This is a genomic window from Stenotrophomonas rhizophila, from assembly GCF_003751305.1.
Taxonomy (GTDB): domain Bacteria; phylum Pseudomonadota; class Gammaproteobacteria; order Xanthomonadales; family Xanthomonadaceae; genus Stenotrophomonas; species Stenotrophomonas rhizophila_B.
This window is the reverse complement of record NZ_RJKV01000001.1, coordinates 831140-845383: the sequence shown is the minus strand read 5'-3', so window position 1 is coordinate 845383 and position 14244 is coordinate 831140. Positions and strand designations below refer to the sequence as shown.

Below are 14244 nucleotides of genomic sequence, written 5' to 3'. Positions count from 1 at the left end.
CGCATTCAACTCATGCTGAATTGTTCAGCAAAACCCTGCTTGTTCAATCGCATCATGCGATCGCGGTGATGACAGCACTATGTCAGGCGTTATGTCAGGCGTTCCGTGGCGTCGCCTGCACTGATCGAAGGCTGATGGGGCGCCACAAATCGCAGCAGTCGGTCCATCCCGCTGTGCGCAGGTGGGCCGCCCTGCACCGGATCGGCAAATGCCTGCCAATCGCCGGACGCCAATTGTTCGATCATTGCCGGCTCCACGCCCAGCCAGCGCATGCTCCAATACGGGAAATACCGTTTGGGCACGCGCGCGTGACCCAACGCCACAATGGCTCGGTGGCTGCGCGCCTGCAGCACTCGCTCGTGCACCGCCGATACGCCGTCATCAGGCCCTTCGAAGTACTGCAGGAAACGGCCACCATCGAAGAGAAGCACGCCGGTGACACCCGCCAGGCTGTTGAATCTCACCGCATCATCGACCAGTGCATCGAGTTGTTCGGCGGACAGCGGGCCCGCAACGTCGCTGACATACGCGACTGCGCAGAGGGGCATGGGACAAACTCCAACGGGTGCAAAGTGAATATGCTGGCACTTTCAGGTATATAAATAAAATGCGTTGCCTGAAGCGTTCAGAATCTAACGGGCAATCGCAAGGAACCCCGCCACTTTGTTTCGTCTGCGTGCGCCAGCTCCGGTCCGCAGATTACGGCCGCGATGCTGCCATCGCACTGCGGACCGCCTCGCTGAAGGCATCCAGCAGGAACGGCTTGGCGATCATCGCCATGCCGTTGTCGAGAAAGGCGGACCGCTCCTGGGCTTTCTCCGCATAGCCGGTCATGAACAATACCGGCAACGTCGGGCGGGATTGGCGCGCGATCTCTGCCAACTGGCGGCCATTGAGCCCCGGCAGTCCGACGTCGGTGATCAACAGATCGATCTTCTTCGATGAAGCAAGGATGGGAATGGCGCCATCGGCGTCCTCCACCACCTCGGCCGTGTAGCCCAGGTCTTCAAGCACCACCGTGACCAGCATCCGCACCTGCTCGTCGTCCTCCACCACCAGGATCGACTGACCCGCACCCAGCGATACCGGCTGCACAGAGGCCACCTCTTCATCGGTGGCGGCGTCGTGCACCACAGGCATATACAGCGACACCGTGGTGCCCTGCCCCGGCGTGGAATCCACGGTGATGTGACCGCCGGACTGCTGCATGAAGCCGTAGATCATCGACATGCCCAACCCCGTTCCCTTGCCGATCGGCTTGGTGGTGAAGAACGGCTCGAAGATCCGTTCGACCACTTCGGGCGGCATACCGGTGCCGGAGTCGGACACGGCGACGACGGCATACTCACCCGCCGGCACCGCAAGAAGCTGGTGTTCTGCAACGTGCACGTGCGAGGTCCGCAGGATCAGCTCACCGCCATCGGGCATCGCGTCGCGTGCATTGATGGCCAGGTTGAGCAGCGCGCTCTCGAACTGATTGCTGTCCAGATGGGCGCGCAACGGCGTGTCGCTGAGTACGGTGCGGATGCGGATCGTCTCGCCCAGCGTGCTGCGCAGCAGATGCTGCGTAGAGCCGACCAGCTCGTTGAGATCGACCGTTCTGGAATCCAGCGACTGCCGGCGGGAGAAGGCCAGCAGCCGCTGGGTCAAGGCGGCTGCACGCTGGCTGGAAGCGGTGGCCGCGTCCAGGAAACGTTCCAGGCCATCCATCCGTCCCATCTCCAGGCGCATGCGCACGATATCCAGCGAGGACAGGATGCCGGTCAACATGTTGTTGAAGTCGTGCGCGATTCCGCCGGTGAGTTGTCCGATCGCGTCCATTTTCTGCGACTGACGCAGGGCTGCTTCGCTGGCTTCGCGTGCGGCCATCTGGCGCTCCAGCTCGGCGGTGCGCTCGGCCACCATCGCTTCCAGATCCTGCGCGTGCTGCTGGCTGGTCTCCAGGGCGAGTTTGGACGCGGTGATATCGGTCACGAACACATGGAAGCCGTCGGGCTCGCCTGCGGTGTTGAAGCGCGGCGAGTAGCGGATTTCACTGTCGCGCCGGCGGCCGTCACTGAAGGGCCAATTGACCTCGAAGACGATGTGTTCGCCCGCCATCGCACGCTCGATCATCGGCCGGCGCGTCGCCCATACTTCTTCGCCGAACACCTCCGGCACGCGCTTGCCGATCACCTCCGAGACGGGACGCTCGAACCAGGATTCATACGCCTTGTTCGCAAAGCGATACTGGAGATCGCGGTCGATGAAAGCGATCAGGACCGGCATCGCGTCGGCGACCAGGCGCAGTTCGGCTTCGCTGCGCTCCAGGGCTGCACGGCTGTCGGCCAGCGCCCGCATCTGATCACGGACCAGGAACTGCTTGTCGCGCGCACGCAGTGCACTGAGCACGGAACTGAGCAGCGAACTGCGACCCAGCGGGCGATCCAGCTCGATGGTGTTGATCGCCAGTTGCAGGTCGGGGTCGGCCAGCGGCCGCTTTTTCGAGCGGGGCGACCGCAGCAGGATGAACGGTATGTCCGACCAGGACGGCTGCCGGGCCAGTGGCGCCAGCAACGCACCTGCGCCCTTGGCGACCGCCTCCTCGGTCATCACCACCGCGCCCACGTCATCGTCGAGCGCATCGGCCAACCGCGACAGGCTGTCCTGGATCGTGGTCCTCAGGCCGGAGGCGTTGAGCACGGTGGCGATGCTCTGCGCATCACGACCAAACGGCGCAAAGATGTGGACCACGCCGGAAACGGAGTCACTGCGCACTGGTGTGGCCCAGCAGGTGCGCCGTGTTGCCGACGAACTCTGGCGTGCCGGTCAGGATTCCCTTGAACTCATTCAGTGGCGCACTGAGCGAAATGCCCTTGCCGTCGATCTTCAGCTCGCGGATCGTGTTCTCGTGCGCACCGCCGCGATTCTTGATGACCGAGATCGCCTTGCGGATGCGCCCCTGCGATTCGAAGAAGCGGAACAGCACGACCGAATCGGCGATGTAGGAAACGTTGAGGTTGCCGGTCGACATGGTGCCGACCAACCCGTGTTGCGGATTGATCAGAATGGTCGCCACGCCCTTCTGGTTGAGATACGAGAGCATCTCGTGCAGCTGGAGCATGAGCTGCTTCTCCTGCGGCATCGCCGTGACGTAGCCGTTGAGGCTGTCGATCACCAGCAGCCGGCACTGACGCTCCTCGACCGCACGCCGCATGTTCCAGGCGAACTCACCTGGCGAAATTTCGGCCGGATCGACCTGCTGGATCTCCAGCAGACCCGACGCCAAGTGTTTGCTGAGATCGATGTCCAGCGATTCCGCGCGCGCCAGCAGGGTACCGATGCGCTCATCGAACTCGAAGATGCAGCAGTGCTCACCGCGCTCGCAGGCGGCCCAGACATACTGAAGCGCCACGTTGGTCTTGCCACTGCCGGCGGGGCCGGTGAGCAGGGTGCTGGTGCCCCGCAGCGGCCCGCCACCGAGCAGGCTGTCGATCTCGGCCACCCCGCTGCTGATGGGCGTACCGACGAACTTGGCATGGTGGTCCGAAGCAACCAACCGCGGGAAGACCTCCAGGCCGCCTTCGCGGATGGTCATGTCGTGATAGCCGGCCGTGAAATTCACCCCGCGCAGTTTCTGCACATGCATGCGGCGCCGCGCGGGACCAAAATCCAGCGTCAGGCGTTCCAGGGACACCACGCCGTGGCAGAGGCTGTGCAACTGGCCATCGCGCTCTTCACCGGTGGCGGTCATGTCGTCAACCAGTACGACCGTTGCACTCTTCGGGGCGAAGAACTGCTTGAGCGACAGAATCTGGCGACGGTACCGCAGCGGATCCTGCGACAGCAGCCGCAACTCGGACAGCGAATCGAACACCACCCGGTGCGGCTTGATGCGCTCGACCTCGCCCAGGATCAGCTTGACCGTCTCGTCCAGCTCCACCTCCCAGGAATGCAGCACGGACTGCATGCGACCGTCGCCCAGCGCTTCTTCCGCCGAGGCCAGCTCGAACAGGTCCAGCCCATCCAGGGACCAGCCGTGCGCATTGGCAACTTCGCGCAGCTCGTCAGCCGTCTCGGAGAGCGTGATGTACAGGCAGCGCTCCCCCTTGCTCAGGCCATGCAGCAGAAACTGCAGGGACAGCGTGGTCTTGCCCGATCCCGGTGGCCCCTCGAGCAGGTAAAGCCGCCCCTGGGGAAAGCCTCCGCCAAGAATGCTGTCGAGCCCTTCGATCCCGGTTGCTACGCGCGCTTTTTGTGTCTGCATAAGGCTGCCAAAGTGGACGGCCGCAGCATACGAAGCCCGTTGTGTAGGCCCTGTCGGCTATGGCCTCCGAAACTGAATGGAGGCCCACAACGCACAAAGCCCGCTTTCGCGGGCTCTGGGCTACTTTCTATTTGGAGGCCTGGGTCGGAATTGAACCGGCGTACGCGGATTTGCAGTCCGCTGCATGACCACTCTGCCACCAGGCCGGTGACCCTACGATCATCGAAGGCATGTTGCGTGCCCCGATAAAACAAGACCCCGAGAACGGGGCCTGGTCAGGATTTGGAGCGGGAAACGAGACTCGAACTCGCGACCTCAACCTTGGCAAGGTTGCGCTCTACCAACTGAGCTATTCCCGCAAAATCAAGCGTGTATGTTACCGAAACCACTCGAAACACACCAGCTTTTTCACACTTTTTTTCACATCCCGGCCGATGCGTCCGGACCGGATGCCCGCGTGCCATCGCGGAGAAAAACAAGGCCCCAAGGGGGCCCTGTCGAAATCTGGAGCGGGAAACGAGACTCGAACTCGCGACCTCAACCTTGGCAAGGTTGCGCTCTACCAACTGAGCTATTCCCGCAGACTTTCGCTTGCCCCGACGGCACCGCACCCTGAGGCGCTGGAGGCTGTCGGCCCCTCGACCTGCGTCGAAGGAGCGCTATTCTGTCGGAATTCCTTCACGTCGTCAACATCCTTTTCGCACCCTGTCAGTGCGCTGCCGCATCACGCCCAACGGCCCGCGGCAGCACCAGCTCAGCCCCTCGCCCCCTGTGAATTCGCCGCCATGCCACACCATTTCCGCATCGCCCGCTTTGCCATCGCCGGTGCCCTCTTCGCGATCGCAGCCTTCGCTGTCGTCGGCACGACCACCCCTGCCTTATCCAACGCCTGGCTGATGCTGACCGACAGAAGCAACATCCTTCCTGCTGAATCGTCGATCGTGTCGTTCGAACCCTACGTCATCAACCAGGGCTCATCGAACTACTGGGTGTACGGCAAAGACCGCACGAACTACTACCACTTCGCACATACGGAGCAGGCGCTCTACGTGTACGTGCCTGTCAGCAATACATGCCCCGGGTTCGATCAGCGGAACATCCACACCTGGTGCAACGTCCGGATCGGGAAGCGCCACTAACTGTCGAAGCACACAAACGAAAAAAGCGACCCGGAAGGTCGCTTTTTTCGCTGCATCGCATCGGGACGAATCACGATGGAATGCGGTATCTGGAGCGGGAAACGAGACTCGAACTCGCGACCTCAACCTTGGCAAGGTTGCGCTCTACCAACTGAGCTATTCCCGCTTGGGAGGCGAAATTCTACAGCCAAATGCATCCCTGTCAACAGCCCTCACGCATTCTTTTTCGCTTTGGCGTTCTCACGCGCGAGGCGCTCGTCTTCGCGCAGGCTCGGCCACGCGGCGTGCAGGTATTGCAGGCCCGACCACAGCGTCAGGATCGAGGCGATCGCCAGGGTCCAGTCGCCGATGTGGAAGACCTCGGTGCCCATCCAGATGTCCTGCATCGGGGTGTGCGGTGCGACCGAATACAGCAGGCACAGCAGCGCGACCATCTGCGCGGTGGTTTTCACCTTGCCGATCACGGCCACACGCACCTTGGCACGCTGGCCGATTTCCGCCATCCATTCGCGCAGTGCCGAGACGGCGATTTCACGGCCGACGATCACGGCCGCCCAGACCGCCATCCACGCGGTGGGATGGCCCTGCACGATCAGGAACAGCGCCACGGCCACCATCAGCTTGTCCGCGACCGGGTCGAGGAAGGCGCCGAATGCGGACTGCAGGTCATAGCGGCGGGCAATCCAGCCGTCGAGCCAGTCGGTGAGCGCAGCCAGGCCGAAGATCGCCGCCGAGGCGAAATTGGTCCACTTGTAGGGGAGATAGAACACCAGCACCAGGACGGGGATCATCACGATCCGCAGCAGGGTCAGCCAGGTGGGGAGGGTCAACTTCATTGCGTCTCTCTACTCGCCCGCCGCGTCGGGCGTGGGCAGTCCATGAAGGTTAGCGTAGATACGCGCAGCGAGGGCGTCATTGATGCCGTCCACTTTCGCGATTTCCGCTTCGCCGGCGGCTTTCAGGCCGACCAGGCCGCCGAAATGTTTGAGCAGGCTGGCGCGCCGGCGCGGGCCGATCCCAGGAATATCCTCGAGTTTGCTGGTCATCCGGGCCTTCTGTCGGCGACCGCGGTGGCCGGTGATGGCGAAGCGGTGGGCCTCGTCACGCACCTGCTGGATGAACTGCAGCGCCGGTGAGGCCGCGCCCGGGCGCAGTTCGCGGCCGTCCGGCATGACCAGGGCTTCATGCCCTGCCCTGCGCTCCACGCCCTTGGCCACGCCGACCAGCATCACCCCTTCCACGCCCAGATCGGCCAGCGCGGACTGCGCCTGGGCCAGCTGGCCGGCGCCGCCGTCGATCAGCAGCAGATCCGGCAGTACGCCGTCCTCTTCCACCGCGCGGCGGAAGCGCCGCTCGATTGCCTGGCGCATGGCCGCATAGTCATCGCCGGGCTCGATGCCGCTGATGTTGAAACGGCGGTACTGGCTGCGCACCGGGCCGGCCGCATCGAACACCACGCACGAGGCCACGGTGGCTTCGCCCATGGTATGACTGATGTCGAAACACTCCACGCGCTTGACCTGCTCGGTCAGGCCGAGCATCTGCCGCAGGTCTTCGCTGCGTGCGTGCTGCGCGGTCCGGCTGCCGAGCTCGGTCACCAGAGTGATCTGCGCATTGCGTGCGGCCAGTTCCACATAACCGGCGCGCTCGCCGCGCACGTTCCAGCGCAGCTGCACCTTGTGCTCGGCCGAGGCGCTCAACGCTGATTCGATCAGGCTGGCATCCGGGATTTCGCGATCGAGCAGGATCTCGCGCGGTGGCGCGTGCTCGGCGTAGTACTGGGACACGAACGCGCCCAGCACTTCATCGGCACTCTCTTCGCCATTGGTGCGCGGGAAGAACGGCCGCGTGCCCATGTTGCGGCCATCACGGAAGGCCAGCAGCAGCACGCAGGCACTGGCGCCTTGGGTGGCGCAGGCCAGCACGTCCAGATCCGCCGCGCGGCCGTCCACGTACTGGCGGGTCTGCATGCTGCGCAGCGAGGCGATCAGATCGCGCAGGCGCGCGGCCTGCTCGAATTCCAGTGCTTCGCTGGCGGCCTGCATCTGGGTGCCGAGCTCGCGCGCAAGCTGATCGCTCTTGCCTTCCAAGAACATCGAGGCGCGGCGTACCGACTCGGCGTAATCGTCCGGCGCGACCAGCTCCACGCACGGCGCGCTGCAGCGGCCGATCTGGTACTGCAGGCAGGGTCGCGAGCGGTTGCGGAACACGCTGTCTTCGCAGCTGCGCAGCTTGAACAGCTTGTGCATCAGGTTGAGCGTTTCGCGCACGGCGGTGACGCCCGGGTACGGACCGAAGTACCGCCCCGGCACCGCACGCGGGCCACGGTGCAGCGCGATGCGCGGCCATTGCTCGCGGGTCAGCAGCACGTGCGGATAGGTCTTGTCGTCACGCAGGGAGACGTTGTACCGCGGCGAGAGCGACTTGATCAGCTGGTTTTCCAGCAGCAGCGCCTCGGCCTCCGAGCGGGTCACGGTCACGTCCATGCGCGCGACCTGCGAGAGCATCGACATGATCCGCGTGGTCTTGGGCGTGCCGTTGAAATAGCTGCCCACGCGGTTGCGCAGCGCACGCGCCTTGCCGACGTACAGCAGGGTGTCGTCGGCGGCGTACATGCGGTACACGCCGGGGGCGGTGCTCAGGTGGGCCGCAAATGCCTTGCCATCGAAGGCGGGGGCGGAAGAAACAGTCATTCGTTGATCGGCACGTCGCTCAGGACACCACTGACGGGGTCGAATCGAAGCACGGCGTGGGCATCGGTCTCGGCGATCCAGACCGCGCCACCGCCCAATGCCAGGCCAGCCGGGCCATGCAGGCGCCGCGGCAACTCCAGCGTGCTCAGCTCACCGCCGCCCAGGCGCAGCGTGCGCAGGCGGCCGTTGCCGGCATCGGCGATCCACAGCAGCGGTGCATCCGGACTCAGGGCAATTGCCTGCGGGTACTGCAGCAGCGCCGACGCGCGTGCGCCGTCCTGCTCGCCAAAGGTCCACATGCCCTGCCCGACCAGCGTCTGCACCAGATCGCCACGCAGCTGCATGGCACGGATCGACGAGCCCAGCGCGTCGCAGACGTACAGCACCTGCTGGACCGCGGCGACCGAGCACGGTTGCGCGAACGCGGCCATGTGCCCACTGCCATCGCGCTCGTCGATCGCCCCGCTGCCGGCGCGCCACTGCAGGCTGCGCTGGCCAAGGTGATAGCTCCAGATGCGGTTGTCGCCGGCCATCGCGATGTGGATCTGGTTGTCGGCGACCGCCAGCCCCTGCGGATGGTTGAGCGCGGTGTAACGTGGGTCGGCGACCGGCCCTTCGATGGGCTCACCGGGGCGGCCGGTGCCGCACAGCGTGTCGACCTGGCCGGAGAGCAGATGGATGCGGCGCAGGGCATGGTTGCCGGTGTCGGCCACGTACAGCCATTCGCGCTCCAGCGCGAGGCCCTGCGGATGGTGGAAGGCCGCCTGGGCCTGGTCTCCATCCATGAAATCGGCGGTGCCCATGCCGAACTGCCGCAGCACGCGGCCACCATGGCTGCACTCGAGCACGCGGTGATGGCCGGTGTCGGCGATGTACAGGCGCTCGGTGGTCACCGCCAACCCGGTCGGGAAGCGCAGCGGCAGGCGCGGCTCGGGGCTCAGCTCACGGGCGCCGTGCAGATCCTCATCGGACGGCCGCGAGCTGCCTTCGCACAACGCAGCAAGGGAGCGTTCCAGTTCCCCGCCGAGACCGACCAGACGCTCGCGCTCGCGCCCCTGCGCATCCAGCAGGACCAGGGTCGGCCATGCGGTCACGCCGAACCGGCGCCAGCCATCCCAGTCCGCATCCAGCAGGGCCGGCGCGTTCAGCCCCTGGCGGCGCAGCAGCTTGAGGGACTGATCAGGATCGCGCTCGCCATCAAAACGTGGCACCTGCAGCACCAGCAGTTGCAGCTTGCCGGGGTGGCGTGACTGCCACTGGGCCAGCTCGGCCAGCCGCTGCGCGCACCATACCGAGGCAGCGTTGACGAAGGCCAACACCACCGGCCGCCCCTGCAACTCGGCCAGGGTGGTCGGTGTGGCGTTGAGCCAGGTGGCGAACTCGGGCAGATCCTGGACGGGCTGGACGTTCATGCCCCGATTATGCCGGACGACGCGTCATGCCACCGTCGTGCCACGGTCACGGGTGTGCTGCCCACCAGGCCTCGGCACGCGCCAGATCGTCCGGGGTATCAATGCCGGGCGGGAACTCGGCGGGGGTCAGCGCCACACTGATGCGGTGCCCCGCTTCCAGTACGCGCAGCTGTTCCAGCGACTCCAGCTGCTCCAAGGTGCCGGCCGGCAACGCGGCGAACTGGCGCAGGAATCCGGCGCGGTAACCGTAGATGCCGATATGGCGCAGCCAGTGCGGGCCGGGCAGCGTGTCGCGTGAGCGCGCGAAGGCATCGCGGTGCCATGGAATCGGCGCGCGGCTGAAGTACAGCGCGTCCAGGTTCTGCTTGCGCACGACCTTGACCACGTTCGGGTCGAACAGGGTTTCAGCGTCGTCCACCGGCGTGGCCAGCGTGGACATCTCCGCACCGCTGTAGACCAGGGCTTCGGCCACCGCACGGATGCCTTCGGCCGGGGCAAAGGGCTCATCGCCCTGCAGGTTCACCACCAGGGTGTCATCGGACCAGCCCGCCTGCGCGGCGCACTCGGCCAGCCGATCGGTGCCGGAGGCGTGCTCGGCGGAGGTCATCGCCACGCGCACCTCGGCCAGGCCCTGCAGGGCATCGGCGATGCGCTGATCGTCGGTGGCCACCCACACCTCGCGCGCGCCCGCGAGCAGCGCGCGTTGCGCCACGCGCAGCACCAGCGGCTCGCCGCCGAGCAGGCGCAGCGGCTTGCCCGGCAGCCGGGAGGCGGCATAACGGGCGGGAATGGCGACGACGAACTCGACGGAAGCGCTCATGGGGGATGACCTGTACGAAAGGAATGCAGTCAGAGACGCAGTGTGCCGCAACCGGCACCGGGCCCGTCAACGCTTGCCGAGCTTCTCGACGCGGTCCAGCAGGCTGATCCAGAACGCAGCCGGCAGCTCGGCCGACAGCGGCACGGCGAAGTGCCATTCGGTCGCGAAGGCCTTGCACTTGACCGCGTCCTTCTCGGTCATCAGCACCGGCAGTTCGCTGCCGAAGCGCAGATCCGCTGGCTGGTAGGCATGGTGATCGGCGAAGGCATGCGGCACCACACCGATGCGATGCGCACGCAGCATGTCGAAGAAGCGCTGCGGATTGGCGATACCGGCCACCGCATGCACGCGCTGGCCCTGGAAATGCGAGAGGCGCCGCGCGCGGCCGCCCTGCAGCGGCTGTGCGCTGTCGATACGCAGCTGCATGGGCCATTCGCCGAAGCCGCAGGCGGTCTGTGCCTCGGTACCATCGCTGGCCTGGCCCATGTTGACCACGCGGAAATCGCAGTCGCGCGCACGGCTGGCCGGCTCGCGCAGCGGCCCGGCGGGAATCAGCCGACCGTTGCCGTAGCGACGCTGGGCGTCGACCACTTCAATTTCGATGTCGCGCGCCAGCCGATAGTGCTGCAGCCCGTCGTCGCAGACGATGATGTCGCAGCCCGCCTCGACCAGTGCCTTGCCGGCCGCCACACGGTCCGCATCCACCCGCACCGGCACGCCGGTTTTCCAGGCGATCAGCACCGGCTCGTCGCCACCGACGGCGGTATCGGTACTGGCCAGCACCCAGCGCGGTGTGCCTGCATCGTCGCGACCATAGCCACGGCTGGCGACCCCCGGCTTCCAGCCCGCTTCGCGCAGGCGGTTCACCAGGGCGATCGTGAGCGGGGTCTTGCCGGTGCCACCGGCGGTGACGTTGCCGACCACCACCACCGGCACCGGCAGTGAATGCCGTTTCAGCCAGCGACGGCGATACGCCATCCGGCGCAGCGCGATCGCCGCGCCGTACAGCGGCGACGCCAGGCGTGCCAGGAACGGGATGGCGCTGCCGTCATACCAGTACGACGGCGTGTGGGTGCCCTTGCCTGCCATCAAGGCTGCCTTTCGCGGAACTGCATCTTGTGCAGATGCTCGTACAGGCCACCCAGCGCCAGCAGCTCGTTGTGCGTGCCGCGCTCGACGATGCGGCCATGGTCCATCACCAGCACCTGATCGGCATGTTCGATGGTGGACAGACGGTGCGCGATCACCAGCGTGGTGCGCTCGGGCATCAGACGCTGCAACGCATCCTGCACCAGGCGCTCGGATTCGTTGTCGAGCGCGGCGGTGGCTTCATCCAGGATCAGGATCGGCGCGTCGCGCAGGATCGCACGGGCGATCGCCAGGCGCTGACGCTGGCCGCCGGAGAGCAGCGCACCGTTTTCGCCGACCGGGGTCTGCAGCTGCTGTGGCATGCGCGCGATGAACTCCCACGCATTGGCCGCTTCGGCGGCAGCGCGGATCTGCTCTTCGGTCGCATCCATGCCGTAAGCGATGTTGGCGCCCACGGTGTCATCGAACAGCATGACCTTCTGCCCGACCATCGCCACCTGGCGACGCAGGTCGGCCAGCGGATAATCGTCCAGCGCCACCCCATCCAGCGTGATGCGGCCACCGCTGGGTTCGTAGAAGCGTGGCACCAACCGGATCAGGCTGGTCTTGCCGCTGCCGGAACGGCCGACAATCGCGGTCACGGTGCCCGGCTTGGCGGTGAAACTGATGTCATCCAGCGCGATGCCGGTATCTTCGCGATAGCGCAACATCACGTGCTCGAACGCAAGCTCGCCACGTGCACGGCCGATCCGCTGGATGCCTTCATCGCGCTCGACCGGCATGTCCAGAATCCCGAACAGGCGCTCGGCCGCCGCCACACCGCGCGAGATCGAGGTCTGCACACTGGTCAGGCGACGCAGCGATGGAATGATCGCCATCATCGAGGTCATCAGGCCCATGAACTGGCCCGCGTTGAGTTTGCCGGCCAACGCCTCGCGGGTGGACACCCACACGATCACCGCCAGCGCCAGGGCCGCCAGGAACTGCACCGTGCTGGAGGCCAGCGCGCGCGTGGTTTCGACCTTCATGTTCAGGCCGAGCATGCGGTTGGCAAGCCGGGAATAGCGCGAGATTTCGTGCGCCTGGGTGCCATGCACCTTCACTTCCTGCTGCGCGGCCAGGGACTGTTCGGCGGTCTGCGCCATGCCGCCCATGCCATCCTGGATGCCACGGCTGATCCGGCGGTAGCGCTTGCCCACGATCGACACGATCACGCCGATCAGCGGCACCACCACCAGCATCGCCATGGTGACCTTGACGCTCATCTGCAGCATCACCACCAGCATCGCGATGATGGTGAGGGTATCGGCCACCAGGGTCTTGAGCGCATCGGCGCTGGCCTGGGTGACCTGCTCGGTATCGAAGTTCAGGCGGCTGACCATCACCGGCGTGGCCTCGGCATCGAAATGCGAGGACGGCAGATGCAGGTACTTTTCCAGCACCTGCTCACGCAGGTCGCGCACCACGCTGCGCCCGGTGCGGGCCAGCGCGTAATCACTGACCAGGGTGGCCAGGCTGCGCATCATGAACAACCCGAGGATGGTCAGCGGCAGGATCACCGCCATGCGCGGCTCGGGGTTGACGAAGCCCCGGTTGACCAGCGGCTCCATCAGCTTGGTGAAGCTGTAACCGGCCAGGGCCTCGACCACCATCGCGACCACGGCGGCGACCATGAACACCCAATAGGCACCGGTATACCCGAGCAGGCGCTTGTAGATCGGCCAGACGGGGGAATGTTTCTTGCTCATGGACGCACCTCCGGCGCGGTAGCGATGGCGATGCGGCGGAAGCCCAGCTGGCCCAGAGCATCCTGGGCCGTGACGACAGCCTGGTAAGGCGTGCGCGCGTCGGCGCGCAACAGCACGGTCTGTTCCCGATCGCTGCCGGCGACGGCGGCAATGGTCTGCTTGACCGACTCGACGTCGGTGCGCAGCACTTCCTGGTCGTTGATGAAGTAACGCCCCTCGGCATTGACCAAAACGCTCAGCGAGCGCGGCGGCTCGGTGGTGTCCTGCTGGCTGGCGGTCGGCAACTGCAGCTGCAGTGTGGAGCGCGCATCGAAGGTGGTGGTGACCACGAAGAAGATGATCAGGACGAGGATCACATCGATCAGGGGAACCAGATCGATCTGCGGCTCGTCCTGGATCCGGTCATTGCGGATGCGCATCCGTCAGCCCTTGACCGTGACCGGTGCCGCACCCGAGGGCGCACCCGCACCGCGCGGCGCGTTGTTCATCACGCCCGGGCGACCATCAAGCGCATCCAGCAGCGCCGACGCCTCCTGCTCCATCTCGATCACGTAGCCGGCGATGCGGCCCTTGAAATAGCGATGGAACATCAGCGCCGGAATGGCCACGATCATGCCGGTGGCGGTGCAGACCAGCGCCTTGCCGATACCGCCGGCCAGCTGGTTCACATCACCCACGCCGTGGTCGAGGATGCCCATGAACATCTGGATCATGCCGACCACCGTACCGAGCAGGCCCAACAGCGGACCGGCCGAGGCGATCGTGCCGAGGGCATTCAGGAACCGCTCCATGCGGTGAACCAGATGTCGACCAGCATCTTCGATGCGCTCACGGATCTGGTCACGCGGGCGGTTGCGCGCTTCCAGCGCGGTCGCCAGCAGCGCGCCCAGCGGCGAGTTGCCGCGCAGCGACTGGATGTGACTCGGGTCGAGCTTGCCGCGCGCGGCCCAGTTGCGCACTTCCTGGCCCAGCCCGGGGGGCAGGACTTCATTGCGCCGCAGGGTCCAGAAACGCTCCAGGACGATTGCCAAAGCCAGTACGCCCAACAGCAGCAGCGGCAGCATCGGCCAGCCACCGGCCTTGACCAGTTCCCACAC

11 protein-coding genes, 4 tRNA genes and 1 pseudogene are annotated in these 14244 nt (G+C 65.6%); 1 reads left to right on the top strand and 15 read right to left on the bottom strand.

The annotated features are described in order from the left end of the window. Window positions 1-89: 89 nt before the first annotated feature. The 6 genes and pseudogenes from EDF74_RS03920 to EDF74_RS03895 all read right to left on the bottom strand — a co-directional run bounded on the left by EDF74_RS03920 (window position 90) and on the right by EDF74_RS03895 (window position 4827). Window positions 90-548 (bottom strand): BLUF domain-containing protein, encoded by a 459-nt coding sequence (locus tag EDF74_RS03920; protein ID WP_123728873.1) that lies wholly within the window; start codon window positions 546-548, stop codon window positions 90-92. Window positions 549-699: 151 nt separating this feature from the next. Continuing rightward, window positions 700-2757, bottom strand: coding sequence for a hybrid sensor histidine kinase/response regulator (locus EDF74_RS03915; RefSeq protein ID WP_184997058.1), 2058 nt, complete (start codon window positions 2755-2757; stop codon window positions 700-702). After that, a pseudogene (locus tag EDF74_RS03910) lies at window positions 2747-4252 on the bottom strand (ATPase domain-containing protein); the annotation flags it as partial. The gene EDF74_RS03915 and the pseudogene EDF74_RS03910, both read right to left, overlap by 11 nt. A 126-nt stretch (window positions 4253-4378) precedes the next feature. Further along, window positions 4379-4452, bottom strand: a tRNA-Cys gene (locus EDF74_RS03905). A gap of 77 nt (window positions 4453-4529) precedes the next feature. Then, window positions 4530-4605, bottom strand: a tRNA-Gly gene (locus EDF74_RS03900). 146 nt (window positions 4606-4751) lie between these two features. Beyond that, window positions 4752-4827 (bottom strand) — tRNA-Gly (locus EDF74_RS03895). 204 nt (window positions 4828-5031) lie between these two features. Here EDF74_RS03895 and EDF74_RS03890 point away from each other — a divergent pair. Continuing rightward, on the top strand, window positions 5032-5385 hold the full coding sequence (locus EDF74_RS03890) for a hypothetical protein (protein WP_123728871.1): 354 nt from the start codon (window positions 5032-5034) through the stop codon (window positions 5383-5385). A 90-nt stretch (window positions 5386-5475) separates the two neighbouring features. On the opposite strand, the gene EDF74_RS03885 is transcribed toward EDF74_RS03890, so the two are convergent. From EDF74_RS03885 to EDF74_RS03845, 9 genes are all read right to left on the bottom strand, one after another. Further along, window positions 5476-5551: transfer RNA gene (locus EDF74_RS03885), tRNA-Gly, on the bottom strand. Between the two features lie 46 nt (window positions 5552-5597). Then, the gene (gene pgsA, locus EDF74_RS03880) at window positions 5598-6221 is read right to left on the bottom strand and encodes a CDP-diacylglycerol--glycerol-3-phosphate 3-phosphatidyltransferase (RefSeq protein ID WP_123728870.1); all 624 of its coding nucleotides are present in this window, start codon (window positions 6219-6221) and stop codon (window positions 5598-5600) included. A 9-nt stretch (window positions 6222-6230) separates the two neighbouring features. Beyond that, on the bottom strand, window positions 6231-8078 hold the full coding sequence (gene uvrC, locus EDF74_RS03875; protein ID WP_123728869.1) for an excinuclease ABC subunit UvrC: 1848 nt from the start codon (window positions 8076-8078) through the stop codon (window positions 6231-6233). Further along, window positions 8075-9490 carry a hypothetical protein gene (locus EDF74_RS03870; protein ID WP_123728868.1) on the bottom strand — a complete coding sequence of 472 codons (1416 nt, stop codon included), beginning with the start codon at window positions 9488-9490 and terminating at the stop codon, window positions 8075-8077. Before EDF74_RS03870 ends, uvrC begins: the two co-directional genes overlap by 4 nt. Window positions 9491-9536: 46 nt before the next feature. After that, window positions 9537-10310 carry a 3-deoxy-manno-octulosonate cytidylyltransferase gene (kdsB, locus tag EDF74_RS03865; protein WP_123728867.1) on the bottom strand — a complete coding sequence of 258 codons (774 nt, stop codon included), beginning with the start codon at window positions 10308-10310 and terminating at the stop codon, window positions 9537-9539. A gap of 66 nt (window positions 10311-10376) precedes the next feature. Further along, the gene (lpxK, locus tag EDF74_RS03860; RefSeq protein ID WP_123728866.1) at window positions 10377-11399 is read right to left on the bottom strand and encodes a tetraacyldisaccharide 4'-kinase; all 1023 of its coding nucleotides are present in this window, start codon (window positions 11397-11399) and stop codon (window positions 10377-10379) included. Next, window positions 11399-13147, bottom strand: a complete 1749-nt coding sequence (msbA, locus tag EDF74_RS03855; RefSeq protein ID WP_123728865.1) for a lipid A export permease/ATP-binding protein MsbA — start codon at window positions 13145-13147, stop codon at window positions 11399-11401. The genes lpxK and msbA overlap by 1 nt, the downstream gene beginning before the upstream one ends. Then, window positions 13144-13566 carry an ExbD/TolR family protein gene (locus EDF74_RS03850; protein ID WP_123728864.1) on the bottom strand — a complete coding sequence of 141 codons (423 nt, stop codon included), beginning with the start codon at window positions 13564-13566 and terminating at the stop codon, window positions 13144-13146. The genes msbA and EDF74_RS03850 overlap by 4 nt, the downstream gene beginning before the upstream one ends. Window positions 13567-13569: 3 nt before the next feature. Beyond that, on the bottom strand, window positions 13570-14244 hold the full coding sequence (locus tag EDF74_RS03845; protein ID WP_123728863.1) for a MotA/TolQ/ExbB proton channel family protein: 675 nt from the start codon (window positions 14242-14244) through the stop codon (window positions 13570-13572).